This window comes from Pseudomonas sp. FG29 (assembly GCF_057809355.1).
Genome location: NZ_JBMDJU010000011.1, coordinates 1 through 17,588, shown reverse-complemented (window position 1 = coordinate 17,588; position 17,588 = coordinate 1). Strand labels below are relative to the sequence as shown.

Annotated in this window: 15 protein-coding genes; 12 read left to right on the top strand and 3 right to left on the bottom strand. The window is 65.9% G+C overall.

Annotated features, from left to right (window positions below; translation table 11 throughout):
- Nucleotides 1–122 precede the first annotated feature (122 nt).
- The 7 genes from ACODS1_RS13250 (at nucleotide 123) to ACODS1_RS13220 (ending at nucleotide 8,832) form a co-directional block, all read left to right on the top strand.
- Nucleotides 123–1,082, top strand: coding sequence for an AAA family ATPase (locus tag ACODS1_RS13250; RefSeq protein WP_442445792.1), 960 nt, complete (start codon nucleotides 123–125; stop codon nucleotides 1,080–1,082).
- A complete protein-coding gene (locus ACODS1_RS13245) occupies nucleotides 1,083–2,042 on the top strand; it encodes a DUF58 domain-containing protein (protein ID WP_322978209.1) in 960 nt (319 codons plus the stop codon). It begins immediately after the preceding gene.
- On the top strand, nucleotides 2,039–2,533 hold the full coding sequence (locus ACODS1_RS13240; RefSeq protein ID WP_489086016.1) for a DUF4381 domain-containing protein: 495 nt from the start codon (nucleotides 2,039–2,041) through the stop codon (nucleotides 2,531–2,533). Before ACODS1_RS13245 ends, ACODS1_RS13240 begins: the two co-directional genes overlap by 4 nt.
- Nucleotides 2,526–3,533, top strand: a complete 1,008-nt coding sequence (locus ACODS1_RS13235) for a vWA domain-containing protein (RefSeq protein WP_489086015.1) — start codon at nucleotides 2,526–2,528, stop codon at nucleotides 3,531–3,533. The genes ACODS1_RS13240 and ACODS1_RS13235 overlap by 8 nt, the downstream gene beginning before the upstream one ends.
- Nucleotides 3,530–5,290 carry a VWA domain-containing protein gene (locus tag ACODS1_RS13230; RefSeq protein WP_489086014.1) on the top strand — a complete coding sequence of 587 codons (1,761 nt, stop codon included), beginning with the start codon at nucleotides 3,530–3,532 and terminating at the stop codon, nucleotides 5,288–5,290. Before ACODS1_RS13235 ends, ACODS1_RS13230 begins: the two co-directional genes overlap by 4 nt.
- Nucleotides 5,291–5,334: 44 nt before the next feature.
- On the top strand, nucleotides 5,335–6,978 hold the full coding sequence (locus ACODS1_RS13225; RefSeq protein ID WP_489086098.1) for a BatD family protein: 1,644 nt from the start codon (nucleotides 5,335–5,337) through the stop codon (nucleotides 6,976–6,978).
- A gap of 387 nt (nucleotides 6,979–7,365) precedes the next feature.
- Entirely contained in the window at nucleotides 7,366–8,832 is a 1,467-nt protein-coding gene (locus tag ACODS1_RS13220) for an NCS1 family nucleobase:cation symporter-1 (protein WP_489086013.1), read from the top strand.
- Nucleotides 8,833–8,867: 35 nt separating this feature from the next.
- Here ACODS1_RS13220 and moaA read toward each other — a convergent pair whose 3' ends face one another.
- Nucleotides 8,868–9,863, bottom strand: a complete 996-nt coding sequence (moaA, locus tag ACODS1_RS13215) for a GTP 3',8-cyclase MoaA (RefSeq protein WP_489086012.1) — start codon at nucleotides 9,861–9,863, stop codon at nucleotides 8,868–8,870.
- Nucleotides 9,864–10,073: 210 nt separating this feature from the next.
- Here moaA and ACODS1_RS13210 point away from each other — a divergent pair, with 210 nt between their 5' ends.
- Entirely contained in the window at nucleotides 10,074–10,718 is a 645-nt protein-coding gene (locus ACODS1_RS13210) for a TetR/AcrR family transcriptional regulator (RefSeq protein ID WP_489086011.1), read from the top strand.
- Here the strand turns inward: ACODS1_RS13210 and ACODS1_RS13205 are convergent.
- Both ACODS1_RS13205 and ACODS1_RS13200 read right to left on the bottom strand, forming a co-directional pair.
- The gene (locus ACODS1_RS13205) at nucleotides 10,715–11,149 is read right to left on the bottom strand and encodes a GlcG/HbpS family heme-binding protein (RefSeq protein WP_489086010.1); all 435 of its coding nucleotides are present in this window, start codon (nucleotides 11,147–11,149) and stop codon (nucleotides 10,715–10,717) included. The two genes, ACODS1_RS13210 and ACODS1_RS13205, sit on opposite strands and share 4 nt — an antisense overlap.
- A gap of 161 nt (nucleotides 11,150–11,310) precedes the next feature.
- On the bottom strand, nucleotides 11,311–12,246 hold the full coding sequence (locus tag ACODS1_RS13200; protein ID WP_489086009.1) for a LysR family transcriptional regulator: 936 nt from the start codon (nucleotides 12,244–12,246) through the stop codon (nucleotides 11,311–11,313).
- Between the two features lie 109 nt (nucleotides 12,247–12,355).
- On the opposite strand from ACODS1_RS13200, the gene gcl reads away from it, so the two are divergent.
- From gcl to ACODS1_RS13180, 4 genes are all read left to right on the top strand, one after another.
- Complete coding sequence (gcl, locus tag ACODS1_RS13195) at nucleotides 12,356–14,131, top strand: glyoxylate carboligase (RefSeq protein ID WP_489086008.1); 1,776 nt, start codon at nucleotides 12,356–12,358, stop codon at nucleotides 14,129–14,131.
- A gap of 98 nt (nucleotides 14,132–14,229) precedes the next feature.
- Nucleotides 14,230–15,012, top strand: coding sequence for a hydroxypyruvate isomerase (gene hyi, locus ACODS1_RS13190; protein ID WP_489086007.1), 783 nt, complete (start codon nucleotides 14,230–14,232; stop codon nucleotides 15,010–15,012).
- A 141-nt stretch (nucleotides 15,013–15,153) separates the two neighbouring features.
- Entirely contained in the window at nucleotides 15,154–16,044 is an 891-nt protein-coding gene (locus ACODS1_RS13185) for a 2-hydroxy-3-oxopropionate reductase (protein WP_489086006.1), read from the top strand.
- Nucleotides 16,045–16,259: 215 nt separating this feature from the next.
- Nucleotides 16,260–17,564 carry a glycerate kinase type-2 family protein gene (locus tag ACODS1_RS13180; RefSeq protein ID WP_489086005.1) on the top strand — a complete coding sequence of 435 codons (1,305 nt, stop codon included), beginning with the start codon at nucleotides 16,260–16,262 and terminating at the stop codon, nucleotides 17,562–17,564.
- Nucleotides 17,565–17,588 lie beyond the last annotated feature (24 nt).

The window sequence follows — 17,588 nt, the reverse complement described above, 5'->3', positions numbered from 1 at the left end:
AATCGTGCATCCCAGACAGCAAGACAGCGCCATGCATAGCGGCTGACGCGGCAAATGGATTAAAGTCGTCGGCCTGCCTGCAAGATGGCAACCGCCCTTGCCCCTCCCACAAGAGCCCGACGATGGAACACCGTGAAGCGCTGGTCGCGTTACGCCAATTTCTCTCCACTCAGATTCTCGGTCAGGATCGTCTGATCGATCGCCTGCTGGTGGCCCTGCTCGCCGACGGCCATCTGCTCGTCGAGGGAGCACCCGGCCTGGCCAAGACCAAGGCGATCAAGGAACTGGCCGAGGGCATCGAGGGCGAGTTCCACCGCATCCAGTTCACCCCGGATCTGCTCCCGGCGGACATCACCGGTACCGAGATCTATCGTCCGGAAACCGGCAGTTTCGTGTTCCAGCAGGGGCCGATCTTCCACAACCTGGTGCTGGCCGACGAAATCAACCGCGCCCCGGCCAAGGTGCAGTCGGCGCTGCTCGAAGCCATGGCTGAGCGTCAGGTCTCGGTGGGCCGTTCGACCTATGACCTGTCGCCACTGTTCCTGGTCATGGCCACGCAGAACCCCATCGAGCAGGAGGGCACCTACCCGCTGCCCGAGGCGCAGCTCGACCGCTTCCTGATGCACGTGAAGATCGGTTTCCCCGATGCTGCCGTGGAGCGCAAGATCCTCGCCCAGGCCCGTGGTGATGCGCTCAACGGTGAAGCCAAGCCCGAGCACCGGGTCAGCCAGCAGGCGATCTTCGCCGCACGCAAGGAAATCCTCGGCCTGTACATGGCCGATGCGGTGGAGGAATACCTGGTGCAACTGGTCATGGCCAGCCGCACCCCGGCCAAGTTCGACGCCGAGCTGGCCGAGTGGATCGCCTATGGCGCCAGCCCGCGCGGCTCCATCTCCCTCGACCGTTGCGCACGCGCACACGCCTGGCTGGCCGGGCGTGATTTCGTCAGCCCCGAGGACATCCAGGCGGTGCTGTTCGACGTGCTGCGCCACCGCATCATCCTCTCGTTCGAGGCCGAAGCCTCGGGCGTCGACCAGGATCGCGTGATCCAGCGCATCCTCGATGTGGTAGCGGTGGCATAAATGCAGCCGCACGCGGCAAGCCAAACGCTGCAAGCTGGCATCCATATCGCCCTTGGCGAGCTGATCGACATGCGCCACAAGGTGCATGAGGTGCCGCTGTTCTCCACGCCGGCACGGCGCAGCCCGCTGATCGGCCTGCACCACTCCAAGCTGCGCGGACGTGGCGTGGACTTCGACCAGGTGCGTGTCTACCAGCCTGGCGACGACGTGCGCACCATCGACTGGCGCGTCACCGCGCGCACCCAGGAGCCGCACACCAAGCTGTTCCACGAGGAGCGCGAGCGGCCCATCTTCATCATCGCCGAACAGAGCCAGCGTCTGTTCTTCGGCTCCGGCCAATGCTTCAAGTCGGTGCTGGCGGCCCGCGCCGCCGCGCTGGTCGGCTGGGCCGCGCTGGGCCACAACGACCGCATCGGCGGCCTGGTGTTCGCCGACAACGAGCACCATGAGGTCAAGCCACGCCGCAGCAAGCAGAGCTTGCTGCAACTGCTCAACCTGCTGGCCCGCGCCAACCACGCGCTGACGCCGGATGGCATCGCCGCAACGGCTCGCGACACCTTTGGCCTGGCCCTGCGCCGCGCCCGCGAAGTGCTGCGCCCCGGCAGCCTGGTGATCGTGCTGTGCGACGAGCGCGCGCTGAACGACAACGCCGAACAGCAACTGACCCTGCTCGCTCGCCACACCGACCTGCTGCTGCTACCGCTGTCCGACCCGCTCGACCACGCCCTGCCCGCCGCCGGCCTGCTGCGTTTCACCCAGGGCGGCGCACGGCTGGAGCTCGACAGCCACAACGACAGCCTGCGCCAGACCTACCGCAGTCAGGCCCAGGCCCGCGAGGCACGCTGGCAGCGCCTGGCGCAGAAACTCGGCGTGCCCTTGCTGCCGTTGAGCACCCAGTTCGAACTGATCGATCAGTTGCAGGAGCAACTGAGCGCCCTGCATCCGAGAAAGGCGCCATGAATCCACTCGACCAGTTGCAGCCGTTGATCGACCCGGCGCCGGTGCCCTGGTGGCCGCCCGCGCCGGGCTGGTGGCTGCTCGCGGCCCTGTTGCCGGTGCTCGCCTGGAGCGTCTGGCGCCTGCTGCGCCGCCTGCGCGCACGGCCAGCGAGCGCGGCCACGCAACAGCCGCTGGACAGTCTGCGCCAGGCCGCCCTGCAGGAGCTGCAGCAACTGCGCAAACCCTATGACGGCGCGCCGGCCGGGCTCTGGCTGCAGCAGCTCAACGCCCTGCTCAAGCGCCTGTGCCGCGAACGCTACCCGGATGCCGCCAGCCACGTGCTGAGCAGTCGCGCCTGGCTAGCCTTCCTCGACAACCGCTGCCCAGCCGCCGGCCTGACGCGCTGGATGATCCTCGTCGAGGGCGCCTACAAGCCGCAGTGCACCCTGAGCGACAAGGCCGTCGACGAGCTCGATCAGGCCATCGCCACCTGGATTCGCAAGCATGTTTGAGTTCGCCTGGTGGTGGGTCTTCCTGCTCGCACCGCTGCCCTGGCTGCTGCGTTACCTGTTGCCGGCCGCCGACAACGGTGATGCGGCCCTGCGCGTCGGCTTTCTCGACGAGTTGCAGGCCTTGAGCGGCCGCCGCGCCCGCGCCGCCCTGCCGGGCTGGCGCCAGCAGGCACCGCTGGTGGCGATCTGGCTGCTGTTGCTGTGCGCCGCTGCACGCCCGCAATGGGTCGGCGAACCGTTGCCACTGCCGGCCAGCGGCCGCGACCTGCTGCTGGCGGTGGATGTTTCCGGTTCCATGGATTACGCCGACATGCAGTGGGACGACGAGCCCATCAGCCGCCTGGAGCTGGTCAAGCGCCTGCTCGGCGACTTTATCGAAGGCCGTCGTGGCGACCGCGTCGGCCTGATCCTGTTCGGCAGCCAGGCCTACCTGCAGGCACCGCTGACCTTCGACCGGCACACCGTACGCACCTGGCTGGACGAAGCCCTGATCGGCATCGCCGGCAAGAACACCGCCATCGGCGATGCCATCGGCCTGGCCGTGAAACGCTTGCGCCAGCGTCCCGCCGACAGTCGCGTGCTGGTGCTGGTCACCGACGGCGCCAGCAACGGCGGCGCGCTGGAGCCGATGACCGCCGCGCGCCTGGCCGCCGAGGAAGGCGTGCGCATCTACACCATCGGCATCGGCGCCGATCCGCAGCAGGACGGCGTGCTCGGCGTATTCGGCTTCAGCAGCAGCCTCGACCTCGACGAGCCGACCTTGCGCGGTATCGCCGATGCCACCGGCGGCGAGTATTTCCGCGCGCGCAGCCAGAACGAGCTGCAACAGATCGAAGCGACCCTCGACCGCCTCGAGCCCGTGGCCCAGCAACCCATCCTCGCCCGCCCGGCCCTGGCTCTGTATCCCTGGCCGCTGGTACTGGCCCTGCTCGGCAGCCTGCTGCTGACCTGCCACACGCTCTGGCCCGACTGGCCACAACGCCTGAGGTGGCGCCGATGAGCACGCTCTGGCCCGAATGGCTGCGCCCCCTGTGGCTACTCGCCCTGCCCCTGCTCGCCTGGCTGCTGTGGCGCCTGTGGCACCGCGAGCGGCAGAGCGGGCGCTGGCAGCAACTGCTGCCGGTGGCCTTCCACGCCGTGCTGCTCAAGGGTGGCAGTGGGCGCGGCAGCCGCCTGCCCTGGGTGCTGCTTGGCTTGGCCTGGCTGCTCGCCGTGCTGGCCTTGCTGGGCCCCAGTTGGCAGCAGGCGCAGCAGAGCAATCAGAAACCCGCCGACCCGCTGGTGGTGATACTGGAGCTGACGCCGCGCATGCTGGCTGGCGATACCCCGCCAACCCGCCTGGAACAGGCGCGCCGCAAGCTGCTCGACCTGCTCGAAGCGCGGCGCGATGCGCAGACCGCCATCGTCGTCTACGCCGGCAGCGCCCACGGCCTGGTGCCGCTGTCCGACGACCTGGCCACCAGCCGCAACCTGCTCGAATCGCTCAAGCCCTCGCTGATGCCCGAGGCGGGGCAACGCGCCGACCTGGCGGTCGAGCGCGCCCTGCAACTGCTGGAGCAGGCGCAACTGGGCAAGGGTCGCCTGCTGCTGATCACCAGCAGCCTGGATGAACAGGAACGCAGCGGCATTGCCGAGGCCCTTGGCCGGCGCGCCACGCCGCTGCTGATTCTCGGTGTCGGCACCCGCGAAGGCGGGCCCGTGGTGCAGGAAGATGGCAGCTTCCTCAAGGACGAGCGCGGCGGCATCGTCATTCCGCGTCTGGATGCCCGTGGCCTGCGCCAGTTTGCCGAAGCCAATGGCGGCCGCTACGCCCAGATCCGCCTGGACGACGACGACCTGCAGCGCCTCGGCCTGCTCGACGGCCCGCAGACGATGCAGGCGGCGGGCGAACCGACACAGCTCGACGCCCGCATCGATCAGGGCTACTGGCTGCTGCTACCGCTGTTGCTGCTGGCCGCCTGCGCCAGCCGTCGCGGCTGGCTGCTGGTGCTGCCACTGGTGTTCATGCTGCCGCCGCAGACGAGCTATGCCTTCGACTTCGACGACCTCTGGCTGCGCCCGGATCAACAGGGCATGCGTCTGCTCGAAGCCCAGCGCCCAGCCGAAGCCGCACAGCACTTCGAGGATCCACAATGGCAAGGCAAGGCGCTGTTCGAGGCCGGCGACTACACCGCCGCCGCCGAGCGCTTCGCCCAGGGCGATGCCGCCCGCGACCACTACAACCGTGGCAACGCCCTGGCCAAGGCCGGTGAACTGGAAGCGGCGCTCGACGCCTACGACCAGTCCCTGGAGCGCCAGCCGGATCTCGCCGCCGCCCAGCACAACAAGGCGCTGGTCGAAGAGGCCCTGCGCCAACGCCAGGCATCCCAGGCAAATGACTCGCAAGGCCAGCAGCCCCCGCAACAGTCGCCCTCTCAGGAACAATCGAACCCGACGCCAGGCCGCCAGGACGAGTCCAAAGCGGATGCCCAGCCCCAGCCTGCCGACACCGATGCCAAGGGCGATGACGATGACGGTGACGCCGACGACAAGCAGGACGCCAATCAGCAGCCGGGCCAGGCCGATCAGCCCGGCCAGAACGAGCCCGACGAGACACAAGGCCCGGCGCGGCAACTGAGCGAAGCAGAACTGGGCACGGCGCAGGAGCGCCGCCAGGCAACGGAACAATGGCTGCGGCAGATTCCGGATGATCCGGGCGAGCTGCTGCGGCGCAAATTCTGGTACGAACAGCAACAGCGTCAGGAGCGACCCCGATGAAGGGCTCTGCCAACACCCTCAGCGCAGCCATCGTCAGAGGCGCCATGCAGCCGATCTTCGCGCTGCTGGTGCTTATGCTGCTGGCCACTCAGGCCCATGCCGATGCCTTCTTCGCCAGCGTCGACCGTACCCACCTTAGCGAGGGCGAAACGGTGGTACTGACCCTGGAGTCCACCGACCCGACCCGTTTCGGCCGCCCCGACTTCACCCCGCTGGAGACCGACTTCGAGATCCTCGGCAGCCGCCAAGTCAACCGCCTGACCACCCTCGGCGATACGCCACGCGCCGCCACCCGCTGGATTCTTACCCTGCAGCCCAAACGCAGCGGCCAGGTGCAGATCCCGTCGATCCGCCTGGAAGACGCCGAAACCCTGCCCATCACCCTGCAGATCGCAGCGGCGGGCAAACCGGGCAAGGGCGAAAAACTGGCCCCTGTGTTCATCGACGCCAGCCTCGACCAGGAAAGCGTCTACGTGCAGGCGCAAGCCGTGCTCACCCTGCGCATCTATCACTCCGTTTCGCTGTATGACGACAGCAGCCTGACCCCGTTGCAGATCGACGACGCTCGCGTCGAACGCCTGGGCGAGCCACGCACCTACGAGAAGGAAATCGGCGGCGTGCGCCATGGCGTGATCGAAGTGCGCTATGCCATCTACCCGCAGCGCAGCGGCCAGTTGACCATCCCCGGCCAGGTGTTCAGCGCCACCCTGGTCGAGCGCGGCAACGCCAATGACTTCAACCCATTCGGCCCACGCCCTGGGCGTGTCTCGCGGGTCAAGTCGCCGGACATCCCGCTGCAGGTGCGCCCCAAGCCGGCCGACTACCCGGCCGATGCACCCTGGCTGCCCGCGCGCGCCCTGGGCCTGGCGGAAAGCTGGAATCCGCAGCCGGAGCAAGCCGAGGTCGGCGACTCGCTGACCCGCCGCCTGATCCTCAAGGTCGACGGCCTGTCCAGCGCCCAGTTGCCGCCGCTGCCGGCCACTCAGGTCGACGGCCTGCGCCGCTACCCCGATCAGCCACAACTCAGCGACCAACCCAGCGACAGCGGCATGCTCGGCAGCCGCGAAGATCGCGAGGCGCTGGTACCGAGCCGCAGCGGCACCTTCGAGCTGCCGGCGCTGCAAGTGGTGTGGTGGAACACCCAGACCGACAGCCTGGAGCGCACCACCCTTGCCGCCCGCACCCTGCAGGTCAAGGACAACCCGGCGCTGCAGGCAGACGAGCCGGTCAGCCCGATCCCCGCCGAGCGCCAGCGTAGCGACGCCCCGCTGCTGTGGCCCTGGCAACTGGCCTGCGCCCTGCTCACGCTGACCACCCTGCTCGGCTTCGGCCTGTGGTGGCATGCGCGGCGCCAGCCGGCAATCCAGCGCGCCGCGCAGACGGGCCCGAGCCCGCGCACCCTGCTCGACGATCTCAAGCGCGCCTGCCTGGCCGGTGACGCCCAGGCCACACGCCACGCCCTCGACGCCTGGGCGCGCCAGCAGCCGGAAACCCTGGCCGACATGGCCGCCCGCTACGTGCCGTTGTCCGACGCCCTCGACGGCCTCAACGGTGCGCTGTACAGCGAAACCAGCCAGCAATGGCAAGGCGAGGAACTGTGGAAGGCGATCCGCAGCCTGCCCACGCCTCAGGAACCCAGCAGCACGCCACAGGAAGCCAGCCCCCTGCCCCCGCTCTACCCTCGCTGATAGCCCCGCGCCCGCGCCACTCTGCGCGGGCTCCTCCCTCTCACCTCTCGCCATCGCGCCTGCTGCACGCACTCGCCCCGCACCAGCACGAGGCAAACAGCCCGTGGGCGCCCCGCAAGAGGGCGAGATAGCCTCGATTCGGCACCTGACTCCTGACCCAGATGTCAAGTTTTTGCGTTCAAAAAAATCATTTTTTGTACACAAATTACAAAACAAGCATGGTCACCAATCGCATTTATGTGTACAAATCGCAGCAGGTTGGGCCGATTAGCTTGCGCAACAAAGCTGTATACAACACTTGATGCAGCAGCCAATGCAAAACGGAACGAAACCTGCAGACAAATCTCCTCAACGCCCTCGCGGCACAAGAACAATCAGGGAGCTGCCATGTCCACCGCCGAAGAGTTTCGCATCAAGCACATCGACCCCACGCTGCACAACGAGGATCTCGCCCCCCTGCCGCCGGAAAAGCGCACCTGGGGCTGGTTCGAGATCTTCAACGTCTGGTCCAACGACATTCAGAGCCTGTTTGGCTACACCCTGGCCGCGACCCTGTTCATTTCCTACGGCCTCAATGGCTGGGCGGTGCTGGCAGGCATCGTTCTCGCCGGCTTCATCGTCATGGGGCTGGTGCAGCTGACTGGCAGACCCAGCGTCAAGTACGGCATTCCCTTCCCGGTGTTCGCCCGTGCCAGCATGGGCGTGCGTGGCGCCAACTTCCCCGCGCTGGTGCGCGGCATCGTCGCCATCTTCTGGTACGGCGTGCAGACCTACTTCGCCTCCACCGCCGTGGCGTTGCTGCTCAACTCGCTGCTGCAACCGCAGGATCCGGCCCTGTACATGGGCCTGACCGCCATCGGCTGGCTGTCCTACGTGCTCGTCTGCCTGTTCCAGGTCGGCCTGTTCATCTGCGGCATGAGCTGGATCACCCGCTTCCTCAACTGGGCCGGACCGCTGGTGTATGTGGTGATGATCGCGCTGATGGGGCTGATCTGGTACAAGGCCGGCCCGAGCCTGCTCAGCGAGCTGGGTAACATCTTCAGCGGCAGCGGTGAATACAAGGCTGGCCCGGTGGCCGCTTTCTTCGCCGTGGTCGGCACCATGGTCGCCTACTTCGCCGCGGTGGTGATCAACTACGGTGACTTCGCCCGCTTCGTCAAAAGCGAAAAGCAGATGACCCTCGGCAACTTCCTCGGCCTGCCGGTAAGCCTGGCGTTCTTCTCGCTGATCGCGCTGGTGATCACCGCCGGCACCGTGGTGGTGTTCGGCGAGACGCTGACCAACCCCACCGACATCGTCGCGCGGGTCGACAACCTGAGCCTGACCATCATCGCCGCGCTGACCTTCTTCGCCGCGACCGTGGGCATCAACCTGGTGGCCAACTTCATCCCGCCAGCCTACGACCTGGCCAACCTGGCCCCAGCCCATATCAGCGCGCGCACCGGCGGTTTCATCACGGCAGGTATCGCCTTCTTCATCGGCGCGCTGTGGGTGGCCTTCATCAGCAATGTCGGCATCGCCGCCTTCGTCGACACCCTGGGCGCGGTGCTGGCGCCGCTGTACGGCATCATCGTCGCCGACTACTACCTGGTGCGTCGTCGCCAGCTCGATCTGCAGCAGCTGTTCAGCGCCGAGGTCGGCAGCGCCTACTACTTCGATGGTGGCTGGAACCGCAAGGCGCTGCTGGCGTTCGTGATCGCTTCGGTGTTCTCCGTGGCCACCGTCTGGGTACCGGCACTCGCTCAACTGTCCGGTTATGCCTGGCTGCTTGGCGCCCTGCTCGGTGCCCTGCTGCACTATGGCCTGATGCATGGCCAGGCCAAGGCGCTCAAGCGCGCCAGCAGCGCAGCCTGAAATGATCCGCCGGCGCCCGATGGCGCCGGCTACTTTCAGCCGCCCGTCACGCTCATGAAGCGCACCACCTGCACCTGTTCGTCAGTGGCGAAGTGATGCTGTTGTGGCTTGAGGCGCAGCGCATCGATCAGCGCCTGGCGCAGACGCTCGCTATCGCCCGGGTGCGCACGCAACAGACGCTTGAGATCCAGCGCGTCGTCATGCCCCAGACAGAGCACCAGCTTGCCTTCGGCGGTGACCCGCACCCGGTTGCAGTCGCCACAGAAATTGTGGCTATGCGGTGAGATGAAGCCGATGCGCGTGTCGCTGCCGACCACCTGCCAGTAACGCGACGGCCCACCCGTGGTGGCGCTGCTGCGTACCAGCGCATGGCGCTGCTCGATACGCTGGCGCACCTCGTCACTGCTGCAGAAGGTCTGCTCGCGACGATGGCTGACCACGCTGCCCAGCGGCATCTCCTCGATAAAACTGATATCCAGGCCGCGAGCCATGGCGAACTCGACCATGTCCAGCACCTCGTCATCGTTGCGCCCGCTCTGCACCACGCAGTTGAGCTTGATCCGCGCAAAGCCGGCCATACGCGCCGCCTCGATGCCGGCCAGCACCTGATCCAGCCGGTCACGCCGCGTGAAGGCGGCGAAGCGCTCGCGCTGCAGCGAATCCAGGCTGATGTTCAGGCGCCTGACCCCGGCAGCGTGCAACTGCGGCGCCAGCTCGGCCAGTTGCGAGCCGTTGGTGGTGATGGCCAGATCCTCCAGCTCCGCGCGCCGCCCCAGGCGCTGCAGCAGGCTGAGCAGGTTCTTGCGCACCAACGGCTCGCCGCCGGTGATACGGATGCGCTTCACACCCAGGCCGATGAAGGCATCGGCCACCGTATACAACTCTTCCAGGCTGAGGATCTGCGCACGCGGAGCGAAGACCATGTCCTCACTCATGCAATAGGTGCAGCGAAAGTCGCAGCGGTCGGTCACCGACAGGCGCAGGTAGGTGATGTGGCGGCCGAACGGATCGACGAGTTGAGGGGTGTTCATGGTGAATCTCCGTTCGGGGCAGGAAGGCGTTGCGGCGCGATAACGGCAGGGAGTGCGATGGAAACAGAAACGCGTTTTTCTGTACACAGGCATTTGACCCGATGGTCAAAGAAGCCACGCAACCCGCATGGCCGCTCGCTTGAGCCGCCGTCGAGGGCGGTGCTACCATGCCGCCCGCCAACCGGCGGACGTATCGACACGCAAGGGCTTATGACCAGTATTCGCGAGCGCAACAAAGAGCTGATTCTACGCGCAGCCAGCGAGGAATTCGCCGACAAGGGCTTCGCTGCCAGCAAGACCAGCGACATCGCCGCCAAGGCTGGCTTGCCCAAGCCCAACGTCTACTACTACTTCAAGTCCAAGGAAAACCTCTACCGCGAGGTGCTGGAAAGCATCATCGAGCCGCTGCTCGCCGCCTCCGCGCCCTTCAATTCGCCCGGTCATCCGGCGGACGTGCTCACCGCCTACATCCGCTCGAAGATCCGCATTTCCCGCGACCTGCCGCATGCTTCCAAGGTCTTCGCCAGCGAGATCATGCATGGCGCACCGCACCTGTCGACGCAGCAGACCGAGCAACTGAACGCGCAGGCCAGTCACAACGTCGCCTGCATCCAGCGCTGGATCGACCAGGGCCTGATGGCCAGAGTCGATCCGCACCACCTGCTGTTCAGCATCTGGGCCGCGACCCAGACCTACGCCGACTTCGACTGGCAGATTTCCGTGGTCACCGGCAAGGCCAAGCTGGACGATGCCGACTACGAAGCCGCCACGCAGACCATCCTGCGCCTGGTGCTCAAGGGCTGCGAAGTGAGCATGGCGCCAGCAACAGACGGCCAGCGAGTGACCAGCGCCTAAAGCCCCGCGTCCGCCTTCAGCCCCAGCGATTCCAGTGCGCTGACGGCGCACAACTCGTCGATGTCCGAGGTGTCGCCGGTAATACCCACCGCGCCGATCACCTCGCCTTGCTCACCGCGAATCAGCACACCGCCCGGCGCGGGCACCAGGCTGCCTTGTGCCAGGGTATTGACCGCGCCGATGAACGCCGGGCGCTGCTGTGCATCACTGGCGATCGAGCGCGAACCCTTGCCCAGTGCCAATGCGCCCCAGGCCTTGCCGATGGCGATCTGCGGGCGCAGCAGGCTGGCGCCATCATCGCGCTGCAGGCTGACCACATGGCCGCCAGCATCCAGCACCGCCACGGTCAACGGGGCTGCGGCGCGATCCCGCCCGGCCGCCAGGGCGCGCTGAGTGATATCCAGCGCGGTGCGCAGGTTGAGGGTATTCATGAGCGATCTTCCTCGAATGGAAAACGGGATCATCCACACAGGCGAACGCCGTGGTGGCGTGAGAAAACGCCCTATGCAATAGCTCAACGAGAAGCCTGCCGCAAGCATTGAATACAATTTCAATAAAAAAAGAATACAAAAACCAACAACCAGAAATTCAATCAAAGTATCGAATCAACCTCTCCATCCGCTTGCCCCTCCCAATAGCCTGGGCGGTTGTAGATGGCCTTCAGGTAGTCGACGAAGAAACGCACCTTGGCTGGCAGGTAACGCTGCTGCGGATACACCGCCTGGATGTCGTAGGCCGGTATTTCGTAATCGTCGAGCACCGTCACCAGTTCGCCCGCCTTGAGTTCGGTCTGGATCTCCCAGGTCGAACGCCAGCCGATGCCCAGGCCCTGCTTGACCCAGTCGTAGAGCAACTCGCCGTCGTTGCAATCGAGGTTGCCGGCCACCTTCACCGCCACCTGGCGCCCGTCACGCAGGAACGTCCAGCCGCGCTGCTGGCCGCCCTGCAGGTTGAACGCCAGGCAGTTGTGCCGCGCCAGATCCTCGAGGCTGCGTGGCACGCCATGGCGCTCGAAATAGGCCGGCGAACCACAGACCACGCGGCGGTTGGGGTAGAGCTTGACCGCCACGTAGTTGGGGTCGGTCACCTCGCCGATGCGAATGCCCATGTCGTAGCCCTGGCGCACCAGATCCACCAGGCTGTCGGTGAAGTTGAACGACAGCTTGAGATCCGGGTAGCGCTTGAGAAATGCCGGCGCATGCGGCGCGACATGCCGCCTGCCGAACGCCGCCGGCGCCGACACCACCAGGTGCCCGCGTACCGATTTGCCGCCACGCGCGACACTGGCGTCGACCTCGTCGAAATCCCTCAGCAGGCCACGGGCGCGCTCCAGGTATTGCTCGCCCAGATCGGTCAGTTGCAGGCCACGGGTGGAGCGATGCATGAGCTTCACGCCGAGGTGACGCTCCAGCGCATCCAGGCGCCGCCCCATGACCACGGGCGTCACGCCTTCGCTGAGGGCAGCCGAGGCGAAGCTGCCGTTATCGGCCACCAGGACGAAGCTGCGGATAAGGGTATGACGATCCATTCGATACTCCAGATATCGACAGAACTGAAGTATTGACCAATTCCGCCCCTGCGGTACAGCCGTCATCCTTGCCTCAACGAGCTAAACAACGACTCCAAGAGGAACGGCCATGGCCAGAATGAGAGCAATCGAGGCAGCCGTGCTGGTGATGCGTCGCGAAGGCGTTGATAGCGCATTCGGCGTCCCCGGCGCAGCCATCAACCCGCTGTATGCCGCACTGAAGAAACTCGGTGGTATCGATCACGTCCTGGCCCGTCACGTCGAAGGCGCTTCGCACATGGCCGAGGGTTACACCCGCACCAATGCCGGCAACATTGGCGTATGCATCGGCACCTCCGGCCCCGCCGGCACCGACATGGTCACCGGCCTGTACTCGGCCTCAGCCGACTCCATCCCGATTCTGTGCATCACCGGCCAGGCGCCGCGTGCCCGTATGCACAAGGAAGATTTCCAGGCGGTCGACATCACCAGCATCGTCGGCCCGGTGACCAAGTGGGCGACCACCGTGATGGAGCCCGGCCAGGTGCCGCGCGCCTTCCAGCGTGCCTTCCATGAAATGCGCAGCGGCCGGCCCGGCCCGGTATTGATCGACCTGCCCTTCGACGTGCAGATGGCCGAGATCGAATTCGACATCGACGCCTACGAGCCGCTGCCAGTGGCCAAGCCGAGCACCAGCCGCATCCAGGCCGAGAAAGCCATCGCCCTGCTCAACGACGCCGAGCGCCCGCTGCTGGTCGCTGGCGGCGGCATCTTCAATGCCGATGCGGCGGACAAGCTGGTCGAATTCGCCGAACTGACCGGCGTACCGGTGGTGCCGACCCTGATGGGTTGGGGCGCGATACCGGACGATCACAAACTGATGGTCGGCATGGTCGGCCTGCAGACTTCGCACCGCTACGGCAACGCCACCCTGCTCGCTTCCGACCTGGTGTTCGGCATCGGCAACCGCTGGGCCAACCGCCACACCGGCTCGGTCGAGGTCTACACCGAAGGCCGTAAGTTCATCCACGTCGACATCGAACCGACCCAGATCGGCCGCGTGTTCAATCCGGATCTGGGCATCGTTTCCGATGCGGGTAGCGCACTGAATGCGTTCCTCCAGGTCGCCCGCGAATGGAAGGCTGCCGGCAAGCTGAAGGATCGCAGCGCCTGGGTCGAAGCCTGCCGTGAGCGCAAGCGCACCCTGCAACGCAAGACCCACTTCGACAACGTGCCGGCCAAGCCACAACGTGTGTACGAGGAGATGAACGAAGCCTTCGGCAAGGACACCTGCTACGTCAGCACCATCGGTCTGTCGCAGATCGCCGGCGCGCAATTCCTGCACGTGTACAAGCCGCGTCACTGGATCAACTGCGGCCAGGCCGGCCCGTTGGGCTGGACCATTCCGGCGGCTCTCGGCGTGGTCAAGGCCGACCCGCAGCGCCAGGTCGTGGCGCTGTCCGGCGACTACGACTTCCAGTTCATGATCGAGGAGCTGGCCGTCGGTGCGCAGTTCAACCTGCCGTACATCCACGTGCTGGTGAACAACGCCTACCTGGGCCTGATCCGCCAGGCGCAGCGTGGCTTCGACATCGACTACTGCGTGCAGCTGGCGTTCGAGAACATCAACGCAGCGGAGCTGGGCGGTTATGGCGTCGACCACGTTGCGGTGGTCGAGGGTCTGGGCTGCAAGGCGATCCGCGTGTTCGACCCGAACGAGTTGCAGAACGCCTTCGCCGAAGCCAAGCGCCTGATGGCCGAGCACCGCGTGCCGGTGGTGGTCGAGGTGATTCTGGAGCGCGTCACCAATATCGCCATGGGCACCGAGATCAACGCCATCAACGAATTCGAGGAGCTGGCCGAGCGCGGTGTCGATGCGCCGACCGCCATTTCGCTGCTGGATTAATCGGCAGGAACCCTGCCCTGGCCATGTAGCCCGGATGCAATCCGGGAAGACCGCAACACCGCCCCGGATTGCATCCGGGCTACGACAAGGAGCACACCATGCCCCGTTTTGCCGCCAACCTGTCCATGCTGTTCACCGAAGTGGACTTCCTGGAGCGTTTCGCCGCTGCCGCCGAAGCCGGTTTCAGCGGTGTGGAATACCTCTTCCCCTATGACTTTGCGGCGGAAGAGATCAAGGCCCACCTGGACGCCAACGCGCTTACGCAGGTGCTGTTCAACCTGCCCGCCGGCGACTGGGCCAAGGGCGAACGCGGCATCGCCTGCCACCCGGATCGCATCGAGGAGTTCCGTGCCGGTGTCGACCAGGCCATCGCCTACGCCAAGGTGCTGGGCAACCAGCAGATCAACTGCCTGGCCGGCATCCGCCCGCAGGGCGTCGATTGCGCCACCGTCGAAAAGACCTTCGTCGACAACCTGCGCCATGCCGCCGACAAGCTGGCCGGCGCCGGTATTCGCCTGGTCATGGAGGCGATCAACACCCGCGACATCCCCGGCTTCTACCTCAGCACCACCTGCCAGGCCCTGGACATTCGCGACAAGGTCGGCAGCACCAACCTGTACCTGCAGTACGACATCTACCACATGCAGATCATGGAAGGTGACCTGGCCCGCACCGTGGAAAACAACCTGGCCGCCATCAACCACGTGCAACTGGCCGACAACCCGGGCCGCCACGAGCCGGGCAGTGGCGAGATCAACTACCGCTTCCTCTTCGAGCACCTGGATCGCATCGGCTACCAGGGCTGGATTGGCTGCGAATACAAGCCGGCCACCACCACCGCTGCCGGCCTCGGCTGGATGAAAAGCCACAACGTGATCTGACGGCCGCACCTGTAGGAGCGGATTCATCCGCGAACACCGGCGCAGCCGGTGCCAAGCACTGCGCTGTCCGCTTCGCGGATAAACCCGCTGCTACAGGGCTCTGCGGCATCTGATTCAACACTTAAGACGAGGTTATCTCTCATGGCAAAAATCGGATTCATCGGCACCGGCATCATGGGCAAACCCATGGCGCAGAACCTGCAGAAAGCCGGCCACACCCTGTTCCTCTCCGAGCATCACGACCCGGCGCCGGCCGACCTCGTGGCTGCTGGGGCTGTCACGCTGGCCAACCCGCAGGAAGTGGCCCAGGAAGCCGAATTCATCATCGTCATGGTGCCGGACACCCCGCAGGTCGAAGATGTGCTGTTCCGCGAAGGCGGTGTCGCTTCGGGCGTGGGCACCGGCAAGGTGGTGATCGACATGAGTTCGATCTCCCCCACCGCAACCAAGACCTTCGCCGAGAAGATCAAGGCCACCGGCGCTGCCTACCTGGACGCCCCGGTATCCGGTGGTGAAGTCGGTGCCAAGGCCGCGACCCTGTCGATCATGGTCGGCGGCTGCCCGAACGCCTTCGAACGCGCCCTGCCGCTGTTCCAGGCCATGGGCAAGAACATCACCCTGGTCGGCGGCAATGGCGACGGCCAAACCGCCAAGGTGGCCAACCAGATCATCGTCGCGCTGAACATCCAGGCCGTGGCGGAAGCCCTGCTGTTCGCCGCCCGCAACGGCGCCGACCCAGCCAAGGTACGTGAAGCGCTGATGGGTGGTTTCGCCGGCTCGAAGATCCTCGAAGTGCACGGCGAGCGCATGATCAAGGGCACCTTCGATCCAGGCTTTCGTATCAGCCTGCACCAGAAAGACCTCAACCTAGCGCTGTCCGGCGCACGCGAGCTGGGCCTGAATCTGCCCAACACCGCCAACGCTCAGCAGGTCTTCAGCACCTGCGCGGCACTCGGCGGCAGCGGCTGGGATCACTCCGCTCTGATCAAGGGACTGGAGCATATGGCCAACTTCACTATTCGCGGCGAGTAACAGAGCGCCCTCTCAAGGGTTATGTGGGAGGGGCTTTAGCCGCGACTGTCGCCGCTGAAGCGCCTCCCACTGATCCCGAAGGCCGCGTTTCGCCCACCCTTTCGACCTTCCTGGCAGGAGGTGTCACGGCCCGATTGCCAGGTTGGTCGATTCCAATCCACAGCTGCTGCGCGCGGCATCTGCGGACTGGAATCGATCTGCAAGAGACCATCACCATGACCTTCGACCCGCAACGCCTGCTGCGCGACCTGTTCGCTACCGCCATTGCCGCCGCCCATCCGCGCCAGGTGCTGGCCGACCATCTGCCCGCCGACCGCAGCGGCCGCGTCATCGTCATCGGTGCCGGCAAAGCCGCAGCAGCCATGGCCGAGGTGATCGAGCAACAGTGGCAGGGCGAGGTCAGCGGCCTGGTGGTGACCCGCTACGAGCATGGCGCCGACTGCAGGAAGATCGAAGTGGTGGAAGCCGCGCACCCGGTGCCGGACGATGCTGGCGAGCGCGTCGCCCGCCGCGTGCTGGAGCTGGTGTCGAACCTCAGCGAAGACGACCGGGTGATCTTCCTCCTCTCCGGTGGCGGCTCCTCGCTGCTGGCCCTGCCGGCAGACGGCATCACCCTCCAGGACAAGCAGGCGATCAACAAGGCGCTGCTCAAATCCGGCGCCACCATCGGCGAGATGAACTGCGTACGCAAGCACCTCTCGGCGATCAAGGGCGGTCGTCTGGCCAAGGCGTGCTGGCCGGCCAGCGTCTACACCTACGCCATCTCCGACGTGCCCGGCGACGAGGCCACGGTGATTGCCTCCGGCCCCACCGTGGGCGACCCGACCACCTCGGCCGAAGCCCTGGCGATTCTTGCTCGCTATGGCATCGATATCCCGGCCAACGTGAGCGTCTGGCTGCAGGATCCGCGCTCGGAAACGGTCAAGCCGGGCGATCCGGTGCTGTCGCGCAGCCATTTCCAATTGATCGCCACGCCGCAGCAGTCACTCGACGCCGCCGCGACCAAGGCCGCAGCGGCCGGCTTCCCGGTGCTGATTCTCGGCGACCTGGAAGGCGAGGCACGCGATGTGGCCAAGGTGCATGCCGGCATCATCCGCCAGGTGCAACTGCACGGCCAGCCGATCAAAGCGCCCTGCGTAATCCTCTCCAGCGGCGAAACCACCGTCACCGTGCGCGGCAATGGTCGTGGCGGGCGCAACGCCGAATTTCTGCTGAGCCTTACCGACAGCCTCAAGGGCCTGCCCGGCGTTTACGCGCTGGCCGGTGACACCGATGGCATCGACGGCTCCGAAGACAACGCCGGCGCCATCATGACGCCCTACAGCTACGCCCGCGCCGGCATCAAGGGTCTGAGCGCCCGCGACGAACTGGACAACAACAATGGCTATGGCTACTTCGCCGCCCTCGACGAGTTGATCGTCACCGGCCCGACCCGCACCAACGTCAACGACTTCCGCGCCATTCTGATCCTGGGAGCCTCGCAGACTGCAGGTGAAGAACCGCCGGGCTCCTCCCTGTAGGGCGGGTGCAACCCGCCAGAGCGT

Coding starts and splice junctions, on each gene's coding strand:
- ACODS1_RS13250 (WP_442445792.1), top strand. CDS start 123: ATGGAACACCGTGAAGCGCTGGTCGCGTTACGCCAATTTCTCTCCACT.
- ACODS1_RS13245 (WP_322978209.1), top strand. CDS start 1,083: ATGCAGCCGCACGCGGCAAGCCAAACGCTGCAAGCTGGCATCCATATC.
- ACODS1_RS13240 (WP_489086016.1), top strand. CDS start 2,039: ATGAATCCACTCGACCAGTTGCAGCCGTTGATCGACCCGGCGCCGGTG.
- ACODS1_RS13235 (WP_489086015.1), top strand. CDS start 2,526: ATGTTTGAGTTCGCCTGGTGGTGGGTCTTCCTGCTCGCACCGCTGCCC.
- ACODS1_RS13230 (WP_489086014.1), top strand. CDS start 3,530: ATGAGCACGCTCTGGCCCGAATGGCTGCGCCCCCTGTGGCTACTCGCC.
- ACODS1_RS13225 (WP_489086098.1), top strand. CDS start 5,335: ATGCAGCCGATCTTCGCGCTGCTGGTGCTTATGCTGCTGGCCACTCAG.
- ACODS1_RS13220 (WP_489086013.1), top strand. CDS start 7,366: ATGTCCACCGCCGAAGAGTTTCGCATCAAGCACATCGACCCCACGCTG.
- moaA (WP_489086012.1), bottom strand. CDS start 9,863: ATGAACACCCCTCAACTCGTCGATCCGTTCGGCCGCCACATCACCTAC.
- ACODS1_RS13210 (WP_489086011.1), top strand. CDS start 10,074: ATGACCAGTATTCGCGAGCGCAACAAAGAGCTGATTCTACGCGCAGCC.
- ACODS1_RS13205 (WP_489086010.1), bottom strand. CDS start 11,149: ATGAATACCCTCAACCTGCGCACCGCGCTGGATATCACTCAGCGCGCC.
- ACODS1_RS13200 (WP_489086009.1), bottom strand. CDS start 12,246: ATGGATCGTCATACCCTTATCCGCAGCTTCGTCCTGGTGGCCGATAAC.
- gcl (WP_489086008.1), top strand. CDS start 12,356: ATGGCCAGAATGAGAGCAATCGAGGCAGCCGTGCTGGTGATGCGTCGC.
- hyi (WP_489086007.1), top strand. CDS start 14,230: ATGCCCCGTTTTGCCGCCAACCTGTCCATGCTGTTCACCGAAGTGGAC.
- ACODS1_RS13185 (WP_489086006.1), top strand. CDS start 15,154: ATGGCAAAAATCGGATTCATCGGCACCGGCATCATGGGCAAACCCATG.
- ACODS1_RS13180 (WP_489086005.1), top strand. CDS start 16,260: ATGACCTTCGACCCGCAACGCCTGCTGCGCGACCTGTTCGCTACCGCC.